The 20,416-nt window shown below is 68.3% G+C and carries 20 protein-coding genes; 9 read left to right on the top strand and 11 right to left on the bottom strand.

All coding sequences use genetic code 11. The features are described from left to right. The first annotated feature begins 45 nt into the window (after positions 1-45). Genes CXP56_RS19055 through CXP56_RS12520 form a run of 3 tightly spaced genes read left to right on the top strand, consistent with a single transcriptional unit; the run spans position 46 to position 2,557 of the window. Positions 46-477 carry a DUF6098 family protein gene (locus CXP56_RS19055; RefSeq protein ID WP_051309562.1) on the top strand — a complete coding sequence of 144 codons (432 nt, stop codon included), beginning with the start codon at positions 46-48 and terminating at the stop codon, positions 475-477. After that, positions 474-1,574, top strand: coding sequence for a carboxylate-amine ligase (locus tag CXP56_RS12525; protein ID WP_286901225.1), 1,101 nt, complete (start codon positions 474-476; stop codon positions 1,572-1,574). The genes CXP56_RS19055 and CXP56_RS12525 overlap by 4 nt, the downstream gene beginning before the upstream one ends. Beyond that, the gene (locus CXP56_RS12520) at positions 1,571-2,557 is read left to right on the top strand and encodes an iron-containing redox enzyme family protein (protein WP_479267483.1); all 987 of its coding nucleotides are present in this window, start codon (positions 1,571-1,573) and stop codon (positions 2,555-2,557) included. The genes CXP56_RS12525 and CXP56_RS12520 overlap by 4 nt, the downstream gene beginning before the upstream one ends. Positions 2,558-2,601: 44 nt before the next feature. Here the strand turns inward: CXP56_RS12520 and CXP56_RS12515 are convergent, their stop codons facing one another. From CXP56_RS12515 to CXP56_RS12475, 9 genes are all read right to left on the bottom strand, one after another. Next, positions 2,602-2,811: a CDGSH iron-sulfur domain-containing protein gene (locus CXP56_RS12515; protein WP_028846306.1), complete on the bottom strand. Its 210-nt coding sequence runs from the start codon at positions 2,809-2,811 to the stop codon at positions 2,602-2,604. Then, positions 2,798-3,376 carry a methyltransferase gene (locus CXP56_RS12510; protein WP_286901222.1) on the bottom strand — a complete coding sequence of 193 codons (579 nt, stop codon included), beginning with the start codon at positions 3,374-3,376 and terminating at the stop codon, positions 2,798-2,800. The genes CXP56_RS12515 and CXP56_RS12510 overlap by 14 nt, the downstream gene beginning before the upstream one ends. Positions 3,377-3,836: 460 nt before the next feature. Continuing rightward, positions 3,837-4,472, bottom strand: coding sequence for a TetR/AcrR family transcriptional regulator (locus tag CXP56_RS12505; RefSeq protein WP_286901221.1), 636 nt, complete (start codon positions 4,470-4,472; stop codon positions 3,837-3,839). A gap of 31 nt (positions 4,473-4,503) precedes the next feature. Further along, on the bottom strand, positions 4,504-4,761 hold the full coding sequence (locus CXP56_RS12500) for a DUF6158 family protein (protein ID WP_028846307.1): 258 nt from the start codon (positions 4,759-4,761) through the stop codon (positions 4,504-4,506). Positions 4,762-4,783: 22 nt separating this feature from the next. Then, positions 4,784-5,644: a SigB/SigF/SigG family RNA polymerase sigma factor gene (locus CXP56_RS12495; protein WP_286901218.1), complete on the bottom strand. Its 861-nt coding sequence runs from the start codon at positions 5,642-5,644 to the stop codon at positions 4,784-4,786. A gap of 252 nt (positions 5,645-5,896) precedes the next feature. After that, positions 5,897-6,553, bottom strand: a complete 657-nt coding sequence (locus tag CXP56_RS12490) for a class I SAM-dependent methyltransferase (protein WP_286901216.1) — start codon at positions 6,551-6,553, stop codon at positions 5,897-5,899. Between the two features lie 633 nt (positions 6,554-7,186). After that, complete coding sequence (locus CXP56_RS12485) at positions 7,187-8,206, bottom strand: 1-aminocyclopropane-1-carboxylate deaminase (RefSeq protein ID WP_028846310.1); 1,020 nt, start codon at positions 8,204-8,206, stop codon at positions 7,187-7,189. 99 nt (positions 8,207-8,305) lie between these two features. After that, positions 8,306-9,235 (bottom strand): GntR family transcriptional regulator, encoded by a 930-nt coding sequence (locus CXP56_RS12480; RefSeq protein ID WP_286901215.1) that lies wholly within the window; start codon positions 9,233-9,235, stop codon positions 8,306-8,308. A 1,198-nt stretch (positions 9,236-10,433) separates the two neighbouring features. Next, positions 10,434-11,366, bottom strand: coding sequence for a glutathione S-transferase family protein (locus CXP56_RS12475; protein WP_051309567.1), 933 nt, complete (start codon positions 11,364-11,366; stop codon positions 10,434-10,436). A gap of 378 nt (positions 11,367-11,744) precedes the next feature. On the opposite strand from CXP56_RS12475, the gene CXP56_RS12470 reads away from it, so the two are divergent. Then, positions 11,745-12,452, top strand: coding sequence for a TspO-related membrane protein (locus tag CXP56_RS12470; RefSeq protein WP_245566526.1), 708 nt, complete (start codon positions 11,745-11,747; stop codon positions 12,450-12,452). A 29-nt stretch (positions 12,453-12,481) separates the two neighbouring features. On the opposite strand, the gene CXP56_RS12465 is transcribed toward CXP56_RS12470, so the two are convergent. Further along, on the bottom strand, positions 12,482-13,645 hold the full coding sequence (locus tag CXP56_RS12465) for an MFS transporter (protein WP_286901213.1): 1,164 nt from the start codon (positions 13,643-13,645) through the stop codon (positions 12,482-12,484). 57 nt (positions 13,646-13,702) lie between these two features. On the opposite strand from CXP56_RS12465, the gene CXP56_RS12460 reads away from it, so the two are divergent. Then, on the top strand, positions 13,703-14,629 hold the full coding sequence (locus tag CXP56_RS12460) for an LLM class F420-dependent oxidoreductase (RefSeq protein ID WP_028846312.1): 927 nt from the start codon (positions 13,703-13,705) through the stop codon (positions 14,627-14,629). A 199-nt stretch (positions 14,630-14,828) separates the two neighbouring features. After that, positions 14,829-15,257, top strand: a complete 429-nt coding sequence (locus CXP56_RS12455) for an SRPBCC family protein (protein WP_245566527.1) — start codon at positions 14,829-14,831, stop codon at positions 15,255-15,257. A gap of 19 nt (positions 15,258-15,276) precedes the next feature. Here CXP56_RS12455 and CXP56_RS12450 read toward each other — a convergent pair whose 3' ends face one another. Beyond that, positions 15,277-15,738 carry a peptidase inhibitor family I36 protein gene (locus CXP56_RS12450; protein WP_245566528.1) on the bottom strand — a complete coding sequence of 154 codons (462 nt, stop codon included), beginning with the start codon at positions 15,736-15,738 and terminating at the stop codon, positions 15,277-15,279. Between the two features lie 213 nt (positions 15,739-15,951). Between CXP56_RS12450 and CXP56_RS12445 the strand changes: the two genes are divergently transcribed. From CXP56_RS12445 to ettA, 3 genes are all read left to right on the top strand, one after another. After that, entirely contained in the window at positions 15,952-17,910 is a 1,959-nt protein-coding gene (locus tag CXP56_RS12445) for a bifunctional copper resistance protein CopD/cytochrome c oxidase assembly protein (protein ID WP_286901238.1), read from the top strand. Between the two features lie 116 nt (positions 17,911-18,026). Continuing rightward, positions 18,027-18,431, top strand: coding sequence for a single-stranded DNA-binding protein (gene ssb / locus CXP56_RS12440; RefSeq protein WP_051309573.1), 405 nt, complete (start codon positions 18,027-18,029; stop codon positions 18,429-18,431). Between the two features lie 187 nt (positions 18,432-18,618). After that, positions 18,619-20,295 carry an energy-dependent translational throttle protein EttA gene (gene ettA / locus CXP56_RS12435; protein WP_028846316.1) on the top strand — a complete coding sequence of 559 codons (1,677 nt, stop codon included), beginning with the start codon at positions 18,619-18,621 and terminating at the stop codon, positions 20,293-20,295. Positions 20,296-20,416 lie beyond the last annotated feature (121 nt).

Here is a 20,416-nt window from a genome sequence, read left to right as displayed (position 1 = left end):
GCAACGGCGCGATTCGACGCCGGGGTCACCGGGTAGCCGCGGTGCATGCCATTCATGGACGACAGCCGCGGCGCGGAATCCGTCGTGGCGCTCGGTGGGCTGGTGCGGGTGACCGGTGCGGGGCTTCCGGCCGAGCTGAGGTGTCCGCCACGTCCCGGGCCGGACGCAGCGCACCCGAGCCAGGACCACCGAAGCGGCCCGTCCGTGCCCGGCACGGCGGTTGGCACGGTGCGGGTGCCTGGGTGGTGGTTGCCGCCCGCGGCGAACCGGGTGGCCCCCAGTACGGGCCAGTCCCTGCAGGAACTGCGGGAAGGAGCACGACCGTGGATCCTCACCGAAAAGGAGATCGAGTGTCTGGCGGACGAGCCGCCGTTGACGGAGGTCCAGCCGGTCCCCCGGCTGGACGCCGATCAGACGGCTCAGGTGCACGAGCGCTGCCGAGGCAGCCTCGGCGCGGGACGGGAGACCCATTCATGACGCTCAGCGTGGGGGTGGAGGAGGAATTCCTGGTCGTCGACCCGGTGATGGGGCGACCGGTGCCGCGTGCCGCGGACCTGATCGGTCAGGTGGAGGCGGTCCCGGACGGCGCGACCGTGCAGCCCGAGCTGTCGAGCGCGCAGGTGGAGGCGGCCACCGGGGTGTGCACCACGCTCGGAGACCTTCGCAAGCAGCTCTGCTCGCTGCGTGAGTTGCTGGCTGTGCGGGCCCGCGCAGCAGGGGTCGCCCTGCAGTCGGCGGGTGTTCCGGTAGTGGACGCGGCCGCTCCGGTGACCCCGGGCGACCGGTTCGAACGCATGGTCCTGACCTACGGGCAGGTGCTGGGCGACTACCGGTGCTGCGCGTGCCAGGTCCACGTCGGTGTGCCGGACCGGGACACGGCGATCACGGTCATGGACCGGGTGCGGCGATGGCTACCGACCCTGCTGGCGATCTCGGTGAACTCGCCGCTGTTTGATGCCCGGGACACTGGTTACGGCAGCTGGCGGATGGTGTTGCAGAGCAGGCTGCCCGGCGGCGGTGTGCCGCCACGGTTCGGCTCGGCCGCGAACTACGAGCGGATGCTGGCGGCGCTGGTCGACACCGGCGTGCTCGTCGACGAGCGGATGACGTTCTGGGTCGTCCGGCCGTCGCCTGCCCAGCCGACCCTCGAATTCCGGGTGGCCGACGCTTCCCTGGACGTCGAGGGTGCCCTGCTGCAAGCGGCTTTGTCCCGTGCGCTGGTGTGGCAGGAGATGGCGGACATGGACGCCGGGAAACCCGCCGTCGGCTGTTCCGACACGTTCGCTGCCGCCGCGTTGTGGGCGGCGTCCCGCTACGGTCTGGCCGGTCCGGCGATCGATCCGGTCACCGGACGGCAGACGCTCGGCATCGTGCTGCTGGCCGATCTGCTCGATCATGTGCGTCCGGCGTTGGCGGAAGCCGGCGACCTGGAGCAAGTCCGGCTGCTCGTCGACCGCCTGCTGGCCATGGGCACCGGCGCGGAGCGTCAGCGTCGCGCCGCGGAACGCGGAATGTCGGCGGTGCTGGACACCGTGGCGATTACCGCGGCCGCGCAGCGGGAAGCCCCGGCGTGACATCTGCTGGAGGTGCGATGCAAGCGACTGTTCCCGCTCCACGTGGAGACGTGTCCGCGGCCGTCATCGAGGCTCTGACGTCTGGTGGCCCCCTGCCCGAGGTGCCCGCGGAGATGGACCCGTACGGCGAGGATCTGCAGCTCGCGCTGCATGTGTGCTACGAGCTGCATTACCGCGGATTCGCCGGGGTCGGCGAGGAGTGGGAGTGGCACCCCGGGCTGTTGTCCGTGCGCCGCGACCTGGAGCGTCAATTCCTGGCCGGATTGCGTGCCGACACCGCTGGCGGGACCGATGTGGCCGGGGAGTTCGACGAACTGCTCGTGCTGCCTGCCGACGGCGAGGGGCTGTCGGGTTACCTGGCGCAGGACGCCGAGCGGTGGCAGCTCGACGAGTACTTCGCGTTGCGGTCGATCTACCACCTCAAGGAAGCGGACCCGCACGCGTGGGTCATTCCCCGATTGCACGGCAGGCCGAAGGCCGCACTGGTCGCGGTGGAGTTCGACGAGTTCGGCGGCGGACGCGCAGACGACATGCACGCCAAGCTCTACGCGGATCTGCTCGACGGGGCGGGCTTGAGTTCGGCCTACCTGCACTACCAGGACGCGGCGCCGGCTGCGATGCTCGCCGTGGTCAACCTGATGTCGATGTTCGGCCTGCACCGTTCGCTGCGGGGTGCGCTGGTGGGGCATTTCGCGGCGGCGGAGATCAGCACGCCGCCGTCGGCGAAGAACATCGTCACCGCGTTGCGGCGCTTCGGTGCCGGCGAACGGTGTGTGCGCTTCTACACCGAGCACATCGAAGCCGACGCGGTGCATGAGCAGGTCATGCGCCACGACGTGGTCGACACCCTGCTCAAGGACGAGCCGGAATTGGCCGCCGACGTCGTGCTGGGGATCCAGGCGACGGAGCTCGTCGAAGCACGTTTCGCCGACCACGTGCTGGCCGCGTGGCGGTCCGGCCGTTCGGCACTCCGTAGTGCATGAGTCGGGCCTGACCGGTCAGCTGGCGACCCAGGCGGGTCGTGGAGTCAGTCGTCGTGCCTGCGGCGGCGCTTGCGACGATGGCTGGTGTCGCAGAACGGGTAGGTCTTGCTGCGTCCACATCCGCAGATCGCCACCACGAACCGTTCGGACACCCGGGTCTCGCCGTCCGGGCCGGTGACCTCCACCGGGCCCTCGATCAGCAACGGCCCGCCGCGGCTGACCCGGACCCGGCGTGCGGGCTCATCGCTCGGCACGGATCATCACCAGCTCTTCGACGCGTTCGCCCGGCTCGATCAGGCCGCGGCGCTCCAGCCACGTGACCCGGCTGCGCAGCACCGGGCCGAACGGCAGGGTGCGTCGTTCCACGATGTCGGCCTGCAGGCCGGCCTCGCGCAGCATGCGCACGCTCAGGTCGGGCCCGCTCAGGGCTGATTGCACCAGCAGGAGGAATCCCCGTGGCCGGAGCAGTCGCGCCGCCGATCGGCACAGCGGATCCAGCACCTGGCGTCCGTCGATGCCGGCGTCCCAGGCGCGAGCCGCGCCCGTGACTCGCGCCCGCATGCTGGGGACGTACGGCGGGTTGGACAGGATGACGTCGTACTGCTGGCCGTGCAAGGTCCGGATGTCGCCACGCCGAAGGCGGAGCTGGACCCGGTGCCTGCGTGCGTTCAGCCAGGCCGCGGCGATGGCCCGGGCCGAGATGTCCAGCCCGGTGGCCGAGCGGGCGCCGGACCGCAACGCTGCGGTGGCGACCGCTTCGGCCAGCATCCACGTGTCGTTCTGTGGTCGATAGACCCCCGGTGGGGCGATGAGCTCCATGCCGCTGAATACCTCTGCGTGGCAGATCGAAAACGGCTGGCCAAGGGAAATCAGAGGTGGAAGGCCGGCTGCCCGATCCAGAACGCGCAGCACTGCTGCTGGTCCGGTCCGATCTGCTGCGCGTACTCGCCGACTCCGGCGTCGCGCGGGCACCTCGGCCACCGCGACCGCGGGGCGCCGCCGCAGGTTGACCTTGCCCCAGGGCATCAGCCCGAAGTCAGCGCCGCTCTGCTCCGCGAACTGGTGGGCTGGAGGCCTGGGTTGCGCAGGATCGGCATGCTCCGTCGCAAGCATGGGCCGAAGTGTCCGACCCTCGTTGCACCGGCGTCGTCTTGGGCGCCTGAAGGCCCGTACTCCCCGCGGCGCGCAGCCGCGTCGTGTGCGGGTTCAGCCGCGAGCATCGATCGACCCGGCCTCGTCTGCCGGGGCCGGTCTCACCGTGGTCACGTGAGCTTTCTGCTCAGCGCCCGGGCGCCGAGGTCCCAGCTGGGACGCGGGTCGGTTCGTCCGGTGACCGGTGCTGTTCGATCAAGTCCGCCGCCATGCGCTTGGCCCGCCGGGCGGCGTCCCCGTCGCCTTCGTAGGCGGCGATGATCGATCCCTTCATCAGGATGTGCCAGGACCGTGCGAACTCCTCCGTGCGGTACAGGCCGGCTTCGTCGGCCCGTTGCTTGACCATGTCCCGCAGTTCCTCGAGGTAGCCGATGGCGGCCTTGCCGACCGGGTGATCCGGTCCCATCTCCAGCAGCACGTTGATGAACGTGCAGCGGTCGAAGTCGTCGCTGTGAATCCACTCGTCGAGCACGTCGAACATGGCCAGCAGGCGCTCCTCGGGGGTCTGCCCCCGGCGCCCGGACTCGTCGAGCACCAGTTCGCGTGTCCACACCTGCTGTCTGCGCTCCAGGAAAGCGATGACAAGCTCGTTCTTGGTGCGGAAATGCCGGTAGAGGGTCGCTTTGGCCACGGACGAGCGCTCGATCACTTCGTCGACGCCGACTGCCCGAATTCCTCGTCGGGAGAACAGGTCGTAGGCGGTGCGCAGTATTCGTTCGCGCGCGACGTAGGGGTTGCGGTGGTCATCGGGATCAGCCGTCATGAGCGTCTACCGTACGCCTTTCTTTGTATTGCTAATGATCGCCTGGGGTGGTGTCGTCGCGCCGTGCTTCGAGCCGGCTTCCGCGCCGCGTGCGGCGCGGGTCGGGGGTGCCCTCGTCGGGGAAACGGCGGAGGAACTCCTGCTCCAGCTCCAGCATGCGCACCGTGTGGGTCCGCAGTGCCGACGCGGTGCCGCCGAGCACGGTGCCGTGGCGGGTGTCGTGCAGGTGGCGCAGTTCCCGGCGAAGGTCGTCGTCGGTCAGTCGTTCCGGTGGAATGCCCTGTGTCACTGGTTCCCCCTTGCCTTGCCGATCATGCCGCGTCGTGGCGTGACTGGGGAAGGGGAGCGGGCTGGGACAGGATCTCGCGGAGCTGGCGGAGCGACTGGGCCAGCAGGCGCGAGACGTGCATCTGCGACAGGCCGACCACGCGGGCGATTTCCGACTGCGTCATTTCGCGATAGAAGCGGAGCACGAGGATGCGGCGTTCCCGCTCGGGGAGCTGAGCGAGCGCCGGCTCGAGGTCGGCGATGTTCAGCACGTTGTCGAAACCGCCGTCGACGTCGCCGACGAAATCTCCGACCTCACTGCCCGGGTCGTCGGGTGAACCAGCGGGGCGGTTCAGCGAGCTGGGGTGATACGCCGCGGCGGCGGTCAGTCCCTCGTGCACTTGCGTCACGGGGATGCCGAGGTGACGGGCCAGCTCGCTGGGGCGCGGTGCCCGGCCGAGCTCGTCGAGGAGTTCGTCGCCGGCGCGCTGCAGCGCGAGGTGCAGTTCCTTCAGGCGGCGGGGGACGCGCAGCGCCCATGTGCTGTCCCGGAAATGCCGGCGCAGCTCGCCGCGGATGGTAGGGATGGCGTACGGCAGGAAGCCGCGTCCCACGGCCGGTTCGTAGCGGTCGACGGCTTTGATCAAGCCGATGATCGCGACCTGGATCAGGTCTGCGGTAGGTTCGCCGCGGTGCTGGTACCCGCGAGCGAGCCGGGTGGCCAATGGCAGGTGTGCGTCGATGATTCGTTCGCGCAGCCGTGCGCGGCCCGGATCGGCGGCATGCATGGTGGTGAGCTTGACGAGAAGCGGCTCCATGGCGTCGAACTCGCCATGCGAGCCGGCGGGACGCGGCGTCTCGGTGGTGCGCCCCGGGGACAGGACGGCGGTGTGCGATGAGGTCAAAACAGCTCCCAACGGTGGGCTGCACGGGCCGGTGCGCCGCGCACTTGTCTGGCGGTCCGGCTGTCAGCTCAACCGCGAATCATCACCCTGCCACAGAACAGACAAGTCTGTCTACCCCTGGTGGTGTGGCGTTCCGTACGTGGTGCCGGGCTCGCGTCAGGTCGGGCTGCGCGGTGCGCGGATCGTGCGGCAGGACACCGGATTGGTCTTCCGCTGCCGTGCGACGCAGCAGCGTCTGTTCCGCGCGGCCGATCAGTCAGCAGCCGGGGAGTCTCCTGGGCGCCGGTACAGCAGCGAGTAGCGCCAGAACAGGTGTCGTCGGATCACGGATCCGGGCAGCAGGGTTCCGGCATGATGCCGGATCTCGGCCAAGGTCATCGCGGCTGGTGCCACGGGCGGACGGACACCCTTGCCGGTTCGGCGGTCTCGGTGGTGAAACGGTATGGACGCCAGCCGGACCACCGCGAAGGTGGCGATGCCCAGCCAGTTCAGCGGCACCGCCGCCAGGCTGACGGCGTAGTCCGTCGCAGTGCGTTCGCGGTACAGCCCGAGAACCGCGAGCACGCCGCCGGGGCGCAGAGCTTCCCGTAGCCGCGGCATGATGGTCGCGAACGGCAAGTGGTGCACCACGGCCAGACAGCTGATGAAGTCGTAGCGTCGAGTGCCCAAGTCTTCGGCCAGCACGTCCGCGACGCGGTAGTGGACGTTGGACGGCTGCGGGGTGTACGCGCGCGCAGCGGCGATCATTTCGGGTGCTCGGTCGATGCCCTCCACCACGCGAGCCTTCTCCGCGAGGGCTCTGGCGAAGGTGCCCGTCCCGCATCCCACGTCCAGGGCCCTGTCGCAGTGCGGGGGTACGTGACGCAGCAGCACTCGGTGATAGAGATCGTTGTGGTTCCACCGACGCACAGGTCGCTCCTCACGAACGCAGGAGGTGACCCCAGTGTCACCGAACCGTTGTGCGGGAGATCCGAGCCTGCGTGGCGTGCTGAAGGTTCGATGAGTGTCGTGCTCGAAGGCGGCATGCGACCAGCATGAGCCGTCACGGTGAGCGACGTGGGCGTTGTCGTCTCGCGTTGGGAGCCTCCGAGTGCCTACCCGGTTCGCCGTCGGTGGTCGGTACCTCCTGGCTTGCGGTCTGCCAGGTCTCGTGGGTGGTTGGGCATCGCAATGCCGTGCGGTCGGTGGTGGGTGCGGGCTGGGGGCGTGGTCGATACCTCCTGCCTCGCGGTCACCCGAACCTGAGGACGGCCGGTCGCCGCCTGGCTTGCCGCCGGTGTCGGATACCGCTGCGACACCGGTCGGCTGACCGGTACTGCCCGGCATGTCGTTGGCTGACCGGTACTGCCCGGCACCCGTCGGCTGATCCGCGCCGCCAGGCATCCTTCTCCGAAAGCGTGGTCGCACACGCCACTCAGCCCGGGCGCCGACGGTTCACGCTCGGGGCTCGCCGCCGCTGGGTTTCGCGCAGATGACGGCTCCCGGACGCCACTCGATGTGTGCGCGTTGCCGTGTCTCGTCTGTGCGAAGGCGTGCCGTGTGTCATGAGAACAGGGCGCTGTAGCCGTTGAGGGCAGGCTGGCCGCCCAGGTGCGCGTACAGCACGTTCGAGTCGCGATCGATCTCTCCGCGGGTGATCAGGTCGATCAACCCGGCCATCGACTTCCCCTCGTAAACCGGGTCGGTGATCATGCCCTCGGTGCGGGCGGCCAGTCGCATGGCCTCCAGCGTCGCGTCGTCCGGGATGCCGTAGGTGCCCGCGTGGTAGCGGTCGTCGAGCACGATCTCGTCCTCACGAAGCTCGCGCTGCAGCCCGATGAGCTTGGCGGTGTTGCGGGCGATGCGGCCGATCTGTTCGCGGGTCTGGGTCGGTTTGGCCGACGCGTCGATCCCGATGATCCGTCGCTGCGGGCCACCTTGGTCGGCGAGCTGCGCGAAGCCGGCGATCATCCCGGCCTGCGTGCTGCCGGTGACCGAGCAGACGATGATGGTGTCGAACACCACGCCCAGCTCGCGCTCCTGCTCGGCGACCTCATGCGCCCAGTTGGCGAAGCCGAGCCCGCCGAGCGGGTGGTCGGAAGCACCCGCCGGGATCGGATAGGGCTTGCCACCGGATTCCTCGACCTCGCGGATGGCCTGCTGCCAGCTGTCTTTGAACTCGATGCCGAACTCGGCTTGCACCAGGCGCACGTCGGCGCCGGTGAGCCGGCTGATGAGGATGTTGCCCACCTTGTCGTAGACGGCGTCCGGCCAGTCGACCCAGCTTTCCTGGATCAGCACGCATTTCATGCCGACGCGAGCGGCGACCGCCGCGACCTGGCGGGTGTGGTTGGACTGCACACCGCCGATGGAGACGAGCGTGTCGCAGCCCTGCGCCAGTGCGTCGGCGACCAGGTACTCGAGCTTGCGGGTCTTGTTCCCGCCGAAGGCGATGCCGGAGTTGCAGTCCTCGCGTTTGGCCCAGATGGTCGCGCCGCCCAGGTGCTCGGTCAACCGGTCGAGCCGGTGGACGGGGGAGGGGCCGAACAGCAGCGGACAACGGTCGAAGGACGTGATGGACATGGCTGCCTCCGATGGCGGGTTGGCGGTTTGCCTGCTTGGCGTGGTGGCTTCACGCGGTCGGTGACCGCGCGGTTCCGGGCGGGTTCACAGATCGCTGGTTCACGGGCCAGGCGGCATCACGGGCGGCCCGTGCCGGCCGGTGTCGCGGTCGGTGCCTTGGTGGTCGTCGTGGCCTGTGTCTTGGATGCGCTCCCGGTCGGTTTCGCGGCGGTGATCTCGGTCGGTGTCTTGGTGGTGGTGGTTTCGGCCCGTGCTGCGACGAACGCCTTGGCCGGTGTCTCGGTGTGTCTCGGCGATCGTCTTGGTCTGCGCAGCGGCGGAACCCTTGCTCTGTGCCTCGGTGGGAGGCGTGGTCCGTGCCTCGATGCAGGCCGCGGCCGATGAGGTGCCCTCGGCCAGGTCTTCCAGTTGGTGCCAGGTGCGCGTGGTGACCTCGACAGCCTTGGCCGGATCCCTGGCCTCGCACGCGCGGATCAGTTCCTCGTGCAGGGCCGCCGACCGCTCGGCGCTGGCCTTGCGGAACTGCAGCCGCTCCAGCCGGCGGATGAGCGGGGTGTAGCGGTCGATGGTGGCCGCGACGGCGCGGTTGCCGCACACCCGGACCAGGACGCCGTGGAAATCGTCGTCAGCTCGCATAGCGGCGTCGATGTCACCGGACCGCGTCGCCGCCACGAATCGTTCGTTCGCGGCTCGCATTGCGGCGATGTCGGCGTCTGTCAGGTCTGGTGTAGCGGTTCGCGCTGCCAGCTCGTGCATCGCGCGCACGACAGCGGCTGCATCCTGAGCATCGCGCGGAGCCAGGGGAGTGACCCGAGTGAAGCTCTGCGGCTTGGTCTCGACCAGCCCCTCGTCGGCCAGACGAGCGAGGGCATCGCGGATCGGTGCGCGCGACAGCCCCAAACGCTCGGCCAGCTCGGCGTTGCTGAGAGTCGCGCCCGGCGGGAGTTCACCGCGCACGATCGCGTCGCGAATGGCCTGGTAGGCCGTATCGCGGAGCAGCGTTCGCCGCACGGGCCGCAGTCGTTCCATGAACTGACATGTTAGATGTTAGTTGCAAGAAGTGACAGGGCCGAACAACCGACAGCCCGGTAACCCGGTTCGTTCGCTACGCCGCGCCCCGGGCCCGGCCCGGTGTCCTGGCCAGTCGGTCCGGTGTTGCAGGTCCCGGCCGATGCTCGTGGTCAGTGGTTCCAGTGCCCGGATGGCCTGCGGCGCCTGCCCGCGATCGGTCTGCTGCCTTGGTCAGTCGGTCCGCTGTTGTGGGTCGTGGTCGGGTCCTGGTTCGCGATGGGTCCGGTATCTGCGGGTTTGGCCGTTTGCTGTTCCGGCTCACTCTTGGCTAGTTGCGCCTGCCCGCGATCGGTGCGGTCGGGCGGGGCAACTCGGTGGCGTGGGTCTGGTCGGTGCTGGCTCGTGACCGGCGCGGTGTTGTGGTTTGTGGTCGGCTGTTTGGTTCGGCCTGTGGCGGGTCGGCTGCTCCCGGTCAGCACCCGGCCTGGTGTCCTGGTCGGGATCGGCGCGGTGATCCGGGCGGGTCGGTCCGGTGTTGTGGGTCGTGGTCGGAGCCTGGTGCGCGATGGGGCCGGTGTCGTGGGTTTCGGCTGTCTGCTGTTCCGGTTCGTGGTTGGCCAGCTGTCTTGGCCTGTGACCGGCGCGGTGTTGTGGTTTGTGGTCGGTCGCTTGGTTCGGCCTGTGGCGGGTCGGCTGCTCCCGGTCAGCACCCGGCCTGGCGTTCTGGTCGGGATCGGCGCGGTGATCCGGGCGGGTCGGTCCGGTGTTGTGGGTCGTGGTCGGAGCCTGGTGCGCGACAGGCGCGGTTCCCGTGGGTTTCGGCCGTTTGCTCTTCCGTTCGTCGTCGGCCGGCTGCCACGGCCCGCAACCGAATCCTGGCCCGCGACCGACCCGGTGCTTCGGTCAGGTTGGTCCGGTGCTTCAACCCGGTCGACCTGGTGGCGTAGGTCCGGTCGGTGCCGGCTCGCGACAGGTTCGGCGTCGTGTTTCGTGGTTGGCCGCTCGGTCAGGCCCGTTGCCGGTCGGCTGCCTCGGCCCGTGATCGGCCCGGTGCCTCGGTCCGGAACCGGCCGGGGTCCGGCGGTCCGGCATTGCCGGTTCCGGTGCCGACGCTCGGCTCGCGGTCGGTCCGATGGTCCGGTGCCCAGCCGGCGCGGCACCCTGGCTCGCGGTGGCCTGATGTCTTCTCGCGGTCGGTGCTCGGCTCCCGGGCGGCCTAACTTCGCCCGTGCGGGGTCAGCCACACCTTGGGGTCCGGTCCCTTCGGGACGATCTGCGTCGGGTTGATGTGCTTGTGCACGACGTAGTAGTGCTTCTTGATCTGGTCGAAGTCGACCGTCTCCCCGAACCCCGGCGTCTGATACAAGTCACGCGCATACGCCCACAACACCGGCATCTCGGTCAGTTTGTTCCGATTGCACTTGAAGTGACCGTGATACACCGCGTCGAACCGCACGAGCGTGGTGAACAGCCGCACGTCGGCCTCGGTGATGGAGTCACCCATGAGGTATCGCCGATCGGCCAACCGCTCTTCCAGCCAGTCCATGGTTTCCCAGAGCAGGTCGTACGCCTCGTCGTAGGCTTCCTGCGATCCGGCGAACCCGCATCGGTACACCCCGTTGTTCACTCCGACGAAGATCCGCTGCATCACCTCTTCCATCTCTTCCCGCTGATCCTCCGGCCACAGATTCGGCGCGTCCGGCCGGTGGTAGTCGCTCCACTCGAAGAAGAAGTCGTGCGTGATCCACGGGAAGTCGTTCGTCACCACCTGGCCCGTCGGGATGTCCACAATGGCCGGCACGGTGATGCCGCGCGGGTAGCCCGGGTAGCGGCGGAAGTACGCCTCCTGCAGCCGTTCGATGCCCAGGACCGGGTCACGGCCGTCCGGGTCGAGATCGAACGTCCAGCTGCGTTCGTCGTGAGTCGGGCCGGGCATGCCGACCGAAATGACGTCCTCGAGACCGAGCAGCTTGCGCACGATCAAGGTGCGGTTGGCCCACGGACAGGCAGCCGCCGCGATCAGCCGGTACCGGCCGGGCTCCACCGGCCAGAGCTCGCCCTTGACCGGTCCGTATTCCGGAACGCGCGCGTTCTTGGTGATGCGGTCAGGAATGTAATTCATGTCACGCTCGAACGACTTCTTGGCCATGACGATCAGCCTACGCACGGGCCCGCAGCTCGGCTCATTTTTCGCAGCCGGGCGCAAACCGTGCAGCTGCACGGCTCGGTGTGCCGTCGCCTTCGTCGCGGCAGGCAATGGCGCGAAGGCATGGGAGGAGGTACTTCGCCGAAAACCGGCGAAGACATTGGATGGCGCACTTCGCCGGAAGTGTCGTCGAGCGCGTGTGCGTGCGCGGGTGTGATCCACCGGAAGCTCTGAGCCCTCGCTGGTCCCGATGGATAGCAGTTCGGCGTTGGTGGTATTCCCAGGCGACATTCGGCCTGCCAGGAGGTGCCAGTGAACGTGCCGACATCGAGCCCGACGAGAGCGGACACCGTCCGCGCGTGTGCCGTCGTTGTGGCTGGCGTGCTGCAGATCGCCGGCGGGATCGTCGGTGGAATGGGCTTGCTGGGTGAGTCGGTCAGTTCCGTGGCGAATTCCTATCCGACGGTTCTACAACCAGGGGGCGCTGCATTCTCCATCTGGTCGTTGATCTACGCCGCGTTCCTTGTCTTGGCCGTCCGGCAGGTGCTGCCGCGGCAGCGTGCCCGGACGGTGCATCGTCGATCGGGATGGTGGCTGGTCGCGGCAGGGGTGCTCAATGCGGCCTGGATCGTCTTGTTCACGCAGCGCCAGTTCGTCCTCGCTCAGCTGGCGATCGTCGCCTTGCTGTTGTCCCTCGCCTTCGCCGCCGACAAGGTGCGGGCTCCCGGCGGTGGCTGGGCGGACCGGCTGTTGCTGCGCTTGCCGATCACCCTCTACCTGGGTTGGGTCGCCATCGCGACGGTTGCCGGGGCGGGAACGACGCTGGCGGCGGTTGCCACTGCGCCTTCGCCTACCTTGGCGGTCGCCGCGCTCGTGGTGACGGCCGTGCTCGTCATTGCGGGCGTGTTGTGGCTGCCCGCGATCGTCGGATTCGCCGTCGCCGTCTGCTGGGCCTTCGCCTGGATAGCCGTTGCCACCACGGACACCGGGGTCGCTGCCGTCAGCCTTGCCGCCATCGCAGGAGTGGTTCTCGCCGTTGTGATCAGGACGGCTCGCACCAAGAACCGGGGAACAGTTCTGTTCGGTTGAGATTCGAACCGTTGTCAGCGGTGCTGGGATCAGCGCGTGCTGGGAGCGGGTCGACCGAGCGCGAGCAGCAGCACGGCGGGCAACAGGAAGAGCGCGATGGTGCCCACGCCGAACCCGTTGTCATAGTTCTCGGCGACGACACCCCACAGTCCGTAAGCGGCGAGGGCGGCAAACCCTGCCCCGAGGCCCGCGACCGAGGTGACCGTGGCTCGCGCCGGACCCTCCACCGACTCCTGCAGCCTGGCGTCGGCAAGCACGATGCCGTACTGGAGGGCACCGTATCCGAGTGTGATCGGCACGAAACCCCACACCGACCGGGCCAGCGCCCCACCCACGATCATCGCCGTCGCGATCAACAGCACCAGGGCGAGCGGCTGGTCGCTCATCCGGCGGCCACCCAAAGCAGACCCGGTGAGCTGCCCGAGCACGGTCGCGCCGATCACCAGGGGAACAAGCGCGGTCGCGACGCCGACCTCGACGGCCAGCAACGGAAACGCCTCGTCCAGTGCTGTGCACCCGACCAGCACGGCGTAGATCAGCACGCGACGCCGCACCCACGGGGAGCGGCTTGCCTCGCCCGTGCCCGACCGCAACATGGACACCCACCGGCGCCAACCGCCGTCGACCTTTTCCACCCGCGGCCGCTCGGGCATCGAAGCGATCAAGGCGACGCCCACCAGCCCGGCACCGGCGGAGACCGCGGCGATCAGCGCATAACCGCCCCACGCGAACAGGGGCGCGGCCGAAACCGTGGCGACGAGCTGCGCCGCCAGCGCCGCGGTGTGGGTGCGCGCCGCCCAGCGTTGGTAGTTGTCCTCCGCGCCGACGGCGGCAAGCTCGTCGTAGAGCAGGGCCTCCGACGTGCCGGAATTCAGCGCCTCCTCCAACGCCCACAGGACGAATCCGATGGCGAAGCCGAGCATGGTCGGCCACACGACCCACAAGGTGAAGCCGATCGCGCGGATGGTCGTTCCCGCCATCAGCAGCCGTCTCCGGGACAGCGTGTCGGCCAGCGCCCCGGAAGGCACCTCCAGCAGCAAGCCCGCCACCATCCACACGGTCAACAACACGGCGATGTCGGCTTCGGACAACCCGCTGTCGGCGAAGAGCACCGCGTAGAGCGGATAGAACGGCACCAGATCGACCGAGGCCTGGTACGCCACGTAACGCCAGCCGATGGAAGCTTCCGTCATGTCGTCGGGTGCGCTCCCTTCACCGGCTCGCACGCCACGACGGCTACCATCGCGACCGTGGACCTCATGATCTTCACTGAGCCGCAGCAAGGCGCCACGTACAGCGATTTGCTGCGGGTGGCTCAGGCTACCGAAGCAGCCGGCCTGGACGGGTTCTTCCGTTCCGACCATTACCTGACGATGGGTGGTTCGGGTCTGCCCGGACCGACCGACGCGTGGACCACGCTGTCGGCGTTGGCGGTGCAGACCAAGACGATCGCCCTCGGCACGTTGGTCACGTCGGCGACGTTCCGGCTGCCGGGGCCGCTGGCCATCGCGGTCGCCCAGGCCGACGTCATGTCCGGCGGACGGATCGCGTTCGGGATCGGTGCCGGGTGGTTCGAAGCCGAGCACACCGCGTACGGCATCCCGTTCCCGTCGGTCAAGGAGCGCTTCGACCGCCTGGAAGAGCAGCTGGAGATCATCACCGGCTTGTGGGCCACCCCGGAAGGCGAGACGTTCTCCTTCCAGGGCAAGCACTACACCGTGACTGATTCCCCGGCGCTGCCGAAACCGGGCCGCCGGATCCCGGTGATCATGGGTGGCACGGGGCCGCGCCGCACGCCGGCTCTGGCCGCCAGGTACGCCACCGAGTTCAACGTGCCGTTCGTCGACGCCGACACCGCCTCCCGTCAGTTCGAGCGAGTGGCGCAGGCATGCGACGACATCGGCCGCGACCCCTCGGAGATGGTGCGATCGCTCGCCCACACCCTGGTGATCGGACGGACCAGCGCCGACGTGGCCAGGCGGGCCGAGGCGCTGGGCCGTTCGCCGGAGGACCTGGTGGGCAACCCACTGGCCGGCACACCGGCGGAGATCGTCGACCAGCTGGGTCAGTGGCGCGACAAGACCGGAATTTCACGCGTCTACCTCCAGATGCTCGAGCTGGACGACCTGGATCAGATCGAGCTGATCGCCAGCGAGGTCGCCCCGCAGTTGCGCTGATGCGGCCCGATCGCCGACGGTGACCGGGGGGGGGCGTCCTCGCGCTGCGGAGACTGGGGGCGTCCTTGCACGGCGGACGCCCAAGTGCCTTCGTGGACTGCCGATGCGTTGAATGTGGTAGCGGCGGTGCACACGACAGTGCTTCGATGTGCGCATGGTTTCTGACGCCGTTGGTTCCGACGCCGCAGAGTCGCACATCGTGACTGCCAGCCGCGAGGTCGCCGCGAGTGCCGAGAAGCTGTTCGACCTGATTGCCGACCCCACACAGCAACCGAGATGGGACGGCAACAGCAACCTGTCCCGAGCAGGCAGCGAGCAACGCGTCGCCAGGGTCGGCGATGTCTTCTTGATGCACCTGACCAGCGGCGGCGTGCGGGAGAACCACGTCGTCGAGTTCGTCGAGAACCGCCGGATTGCGTGGCGTCCCGCCGAGCCCGGCAAGCAACCGCCGGGTCACCTCTGGCGCTGGGAGCTCGAGCCCCTGGGTGAGTCGCGCACCCGCGTCACGCACACCTACGACTGGACGCAGCTGAACGACCCCAAGCGGCTGAGCCGGGCGCGCAGAACGACCGAGGAGAACCTGCTCGCCTCGTTGAACAAACTGGCAGCTCTCGCCGAATCGACCTGACGGCCGTCGCTGCCCGGCCTCATTCCCACACCTGGACAGCGCGCACGACAAAGCGAGTCTGCGGAACGTACGTTCCGCCTCCGGGGTAGGTGGAGAACTCGCCTTCGGTCGAGCAATCCCTGCCCTGGTACACGGTCACGGCTTGGCGCATGCGGTTGACGAACGAGCGTGCGTCGTGGTCGTCCGGCAGCGGAACGCACTCGTCGGGGTTGGCGCTGAGCAGATCGATGCGATGGACGCCGCCCTGATAGTTCTGCTTCTCCCAGCTGCAGAATTCACCGGGGTCGCATTGCTCCTCGGCCACCGCTCTCGCTGCCAGCGCGGGCCGTTGAGCTGCGTCGGCGGACCCCGCCGATGTGAGGCCGGCACCCAGCACGGCACAGATGCCGACTGCGACGACCAATGAACGCCGTGCGTGAATGATCATGCTGCGGATCATGGTTTCCTCCCCCAGAGGTTTTTCCGCGATCAACCCTCGCATGATCACTGCCGGTGCGGCGGGACGCGGACGAATCTGTGGACAACTCGCAAGATCGGTCGAGCTGTCCACAATTTGCGCGCTCGCGCGTGTGTTCCGCGGCATTGTGTGGTACGCCCGCGCGTCCACCCGTGGTGGCGTGGGCCTAGGCTTCGATCCGTGCCCACGGAGCAGTCGACGACCAAGCGCAAGGTTTCCGGGGTCACCTCTTTGGTGATGCTGGGAAGCCTGCTGGCTGTGCTCGTTGCGGTGGTCTTGCTCCTGCAGACGGGCGGCACCAACCTCTCCGGGATCACTGGTCTGCGCGATCCCGGTCCCTTGACGACCTATGGGGTGACGGTCGTGCGGCTGCTGGCGGAAGTGTCCGCGGTCGTGGTCATCGGGTCGTTGCTGCTGGCTGCGTTCCTGGTCCCGCCGCAGCGATCGGGCGTCCTCGCGGCTGACGGGTACGGTGCCGTGCGGACCGCCGGCGTTGCCGCGTGGCTCTGGGTCGTCTTCGCCCTGGCCAGCTCGTTCTTCAGTGCCGCGGAGAGCGCAGGCCGTCCGGTGCAGCAGGTACTCGACCCGGAGGTGTTCGTCGTCCTGGTCGAGGCCCTCTCCGTGCCGCGCGCGTGGCTGATCACCGCCTGCGTGGCACTGATCGTGGCGGTCGGCTGCCACCTGACGTTGACCTGGGGGTGGACGGCCACTCTCTTCGGGTTCTCGTTGCTCGGCTTGGTGCCGCTCGCCCTCACCGGGCACTCTGCGACCGGCGGTGACCACGACGTGGCGACCAACAGCCTGCTCTACCACTTCGTGGCCGCCGCGCTGTGGGTGGGCGGCTTGATCGCCCTGGTCGCGCTCGGCAGGCGAGGCAGCACCAACCTCCCGCTGGCGGCCAGGCGGTTCTCCCGGCTCGCGCTGGTCTGCTGGATCGTCATGGCGGCCTCGGGTGTGGTGAACGGCCTGGTCCGGGTCACCCCCGCAGAGCTGTTCGGCACCACCTACGGCCTGTTGCTGCTGGCCAAGATCGTCGCCTTGGGGGTGCTCGGGGTGTTCGGTCAGCAGCAACGGGTTCGCGGGGTCCGGGCACTCCAGGAAACCGGCACCAGGCGGCCGCTGCTGCAGCTGGCCGGCGTCGAGATCCTCGTGATGTGCCTGACGTTCGGCATCGCCGCCGCGCTCGGCCGTACGCCGAGCCCGGACGAAGCGGCCGTCCCGGGCCGAGTCGAACTGCTTGTCGGTTACGACCTGAGCGGCCCGCCGACGGTGTGGCGGTTGCTGTTCGACTGGCGCTTCGACCTCGTCTTCGGAACGGCAGCGATCGTTCTCGCCGTCCTCTACCTGGCCGGGGTGCGGCGGTTGCACCAGCGAGGTGACCACTGGCCGGTGGGGCGCACCGTGGCATGGCTCGCCGGGTGCGCCACGTTGCTGATCGCGACCTCGTCCGGCATCGGGCGCTATTCGCCGGCGATGTTCAGCGTGCACATGGGTGGTCACATGCTGCTGTCCATGGTGGCGCCGGTGCTGCTTGTCCTCGGCGGTGCCACGACGCTGGCCCTGCGCGCCTTGCCTCCGGCCGGGAAGAGCGCTCCGCCCGGTCCCCGGGAATGGCTGCTCGCCGCGGTGAACTCACCGGTCGCGCGGTTCCTCACCCAGCCGATCGTGGCCATGCTGCAGTTCGTCGGGGTGTTCTACCTCCTCTACTTCTCCGGCTTGTTCGACGTCGCGCTCGAGTACCACTGGGCGCACCTGGCCATGAATGCGCACTTCCTGCTGGCCGGGTACTTGTTCTTCTGGCCGCTGATCGGGGTCGATCCGGCACCGCGCAGGCTGATGCCGCTCGGCAGGCTCGGGATCATGTTCCTGTCGATGCCGTTCCACGCCTTCTTCGGCGTCATCCTGATGAGCTCGCAAACGGTCATCGGCGAGCAGTTCTACGCCCAGCTGAGGCTCCCCTGGGTCACCGATCTGCTCACCGATCAACGCCTCGGCGGCGGCATCGCGTGGGGTTTCGGCGAGATTCCCGCGTTGATCGTGCTTGTCGCCTTGATGGTCCAGTGGGCGCAGGCCGACGAGCGCGAAGCGCAGCGAGCGGAGCGGAGGGCGCGCCGGGCGGGTGACACCGACGAGGAGCTGGCCGCGTACAACGCAATGCTGGCGCGCATGGCGGGCAAGACCAACGACGCGCAGTAGCCGCTGGAGTTGTCCACAGGCACCGGTTGTCCACAGCTGTTCGGTCGCGAGCTGGGTCGAGTCGTCCCATTGCCGCAGTCTGAGTACGGACCAGGCCGGATCAAGGAGTGGGGGAGATGGCAACGGGTGAGACGGTGGTGACCGTCAACGGTCGAGTGGCTACCGACGTCGAGCGGCGCGCCGTCGGTGAAGGCAACGAGATGGCCGGATTCCTGGTGATCAGCACCGAGCGCAAGTTCGACAAGTCGCTGGGCGATTGGGTCGACGGACGCAAGTTCTCGGTGTGGGTCACCTGCTGGCGCCGACTGGCTCGCAACGTCGCCATGTCGCTGTCGAAAGGGGACGACGTGATCGTGTGTGGCCGGCTGCGAACGCGCGAGTACGAGGACGGCGGCAAGACGCGGTACGCGACGGAGCTGGACGCCTACGCGGTCGGACCGAATCTGACCAGGGCGGTTGCCGAGGTGCGCAGGCTTCGTCTCGGCGAAGGGCATCCGAGTGCACAAGCGCAGGCAGCGTAGGGGAGACGATCGGAAGGACAGCGTCGTGCATCAGGCGGACATCGAGGTCACCCGTCTGGCGGGCCCGGTCGGAGCTTCGGCAGCCGACGGCCGCCGAACGACCGCGAGGACGCCGCCTCTACCATCAGACTTCATGACTACAGCGGTACGACGTGCTCGGACGAGCGGGGCGGGGGCAGTCTGACAGATGGCCGAGTTCATCTACACCATGCGCAACGTGCGCAAGACGGTCGGCGACAAGGTGATCTTGGACGACGTCAGCACCGCGTTCTATCCAGGGGCCAAGATCGGCGTCGTGGGGCCGAACGGCGCGGGCAAGTCGACCGTGCTGAAGATCATGGCCGGCCTGGAACAGCCGAGCAACGGCGAAGCACGCCTGCAGCCGGGCGCCAGCGTGGGCATTCTGCTCCAGGAACCGCCGCTGAACGAGGAGAAGACGGTACGCGGCAATGTCGAGGAAGGCCTCGGTGAGATCAAGGTCAAACTCGACAGGTTCAACGAGATCGCCGAGAAGCTGGCGACCGAGTACAGCGACGAGCTGATGGAGGAGATGGGCAAGCTCCAGGAGGAGCTTGACCACGCCGACGCCTGGGAGCTGGATTCACAGCTGGAGCAGGCGATGGACGCGCTGCGCTGCCCGCCGCCGGACGAACCCGTCAAGCACCTGTCGGGTGGCGAGCGCCGCCGGGTCGCGTTGTGCAAGCTGCTGCTGTCCAAGCCGGACCTGCTGCTGCTGGACGAGCCCACCAACCATCTGGATGCGGAGAGCGTGCAGTGGCTGGAGCAGCACCTGGCCAGCTATCCGGGAGCGGTCCTGGCCGTCACGCACGACAGGTACTTCCTGGACAACGTGGCCCAGTGGATCATGGAGCTGGACCGCGGCCGGGTCATCGGCTACGAGGGCAACTACTCGACGTACCTGGAGAAGAAGCGCGAGCGGCTGGAGATCCAGGGCAAGAAGGACGCCAAGCTGGCCAAGCGGCTGCAGAAGGAACTCGAGTGGGTCCGGTCGAACGCCAAGGCGCGTCAGGCCAAGTCCCGTGCCCGCCTGCAGCGTTACGAGGAGATGGCCGCCGAGGCGGAGCGCCAGCGCAAGCTGGACTTCGAGGAGATCCAGATCCCGCCCGGCCCGCGCCTGGGCGACGTGGTCGTCGAGGTGGAGAACCTGCGCAAGGGATTCGACGACCGGGTGCTCATCGACGGGCTGTCGTTCAGCTTGCCGCGGAACGGCATCGTCGGTGTCATCGGGCCGAACGGCGTCGGGAAGACAACGCTGTTCAAGACGATCGTCGGGCTGGAGAAGCCGGATTCGGGGACGGTCCGCATCGGTGAGACGGTCAAGCTGTCCTACGTCGACCAGACGCGTGAGGGCATCGACCCGAACAAGACGGTCTGGGAAGTCGTGTCGGACGGCCTCGATTACATCCACGTCGGCGAGACCGAGATGCCGTCGCGGGCCTACGTCGGCGCCTTCGGCTTCAAGGGGCCGGACCAGCAGAAGCCCGCGGGCGTGCTGTCCGGTGGTGAGCGCAACCGGCTCAACCTCGCGCTGACGCTGAAGAAGGGCGGCAACCTCATCCTGCTCGACGAGCCGACCAACGACCTCGACGTGGAGACGCTGGGCTCGCTGGAGAACGCGCTGGAGCAGTTCCCCGGTTGCGCTGTGGTGATCTCGCACGACCGGTGGTTCCTGGACCGAGTGGCGACTCACATCCTGGCCTGGGAAGGTACCGAGGAGAACCCGGCGAAGTGGTTCTGGTTCGAGGGCAACTTCGAGGGGTACGAGAAGAACAAGATCGAAAGGCTTGGTCCTGAGGCAGCCCGTCCGCATAGGGTGACGTACCGGAAGCTGACGCGCGACTGACCAGCGACCGTCGCCGACAACCACCGGAGGCCTTGTGGCTGCAGGTATGCACGATGAGCGGGGGGTTGCCGGATACCCGCGTGACGAAGCGGTAGGCCGAATCGGCGCAGGCACCTCCGCA

This window comes from Thermocrispum sp. (assembly GCF_002919275.1).
Classification (GTDB): domain Bacteria; phylum Actinomycetota; class Actinomycetes; order Mycobacteriales; family Pseudonocardiaceae; genus Thermocrispum; species Thermocrispum agreste.
Note: the sequence above shows the minus strand (reverse complement) of the source record. Positions and strands in the feature narration are given on the sequence as shown.

Excerpts from the sequence above, each read along its gene's own strand:
- CXP56_RS19055 (WP_051309562.1), top strand. The coding sequence starts at position 46 with ATGCCATTCATGGACGACAGCCGCGGCGCGGAATCCGTCGTGGCGCTC.
- CXP56_RS12525 (WP_286901225.1), top strand. The coding sequence starts at position 474 with ATGACGCTCAGCGTGGGGGTGGAGGAGGAATTCCTGGTCGTCGACCCG.
- CXP56_RS12510 (WP_286901222.1), bottom strand. The coding sequence starts at position 3,376 with ATGGAGCTCATCGCCCCACCGGGGGTCTATCGACCACAGAACGACACG.
- CXP56_RS12505 (WP_286901221.1), bottom strand. The coding sequence starts at position 4,472 with ATGACGGCTGATCCCGATGACCACCGCAACCCCTACGTCGCGCGCGAA.
- CXP56_RS12485 (WP_028846310.1), bottom strand. The coding sequence starts at position 8,206 with ATGTCCATCACGTCCTTCGACCGTTGTCCGCTGCTGTTCGGCCCCTCC.
- CXP56_RS12480 (WP_286901215.1), bottom strand. The coding sequence starts at position 9,235 with ATGGAACGACTGCGGCCCGTGCGGCGAACGCTGCTCCGCGATACGGCC.
- CXP56_RS12475 (WP_051309567.1), bottom strand. The coding sequence starts at position 11,366 with ATGGCCAAGAAGTCGTTCGAGCGTGACATGAATTACATTCCTGACCGC.
- CXP56_RS12465 (WP_286901213.1), bottom strand. The coding sequence starts at position 13,645 with ATGACGGAAGCTTCCATCGGCTGGCGTTACGTGGCGTACCAGGCCTCG.
- CXP56_RS12450 (WP_245566528.1), bottom strand. The coding sequence starts at position 15,738 with ATGCGAGGGTTGATCGCGGAAAAACCTCTGGGGGAGGAAACCATGATC.
- CXP56_RS12445 (WP_286901238.1), top strand. The coding sequence starts at position 15,952 with ATGCTGGGAAGCCTGCTGGCTGTGCTCGTTGCGGTGGTCTTGCTCCTG.
- ssb (WP_051309573.1), top strand. The coding sequence starts at position 18,027 with ATGGCAACGGGTGAGACGGTGGTGACCGTCAACGGTCGAGTGGCTACC.
- ettA (WP_028846316.1), top strand. The coding sequence starts at position 18,619 with ATGGCCGAGTTCATCTACACCATGCGCAACGTGCGCAAGACGGTCGGC.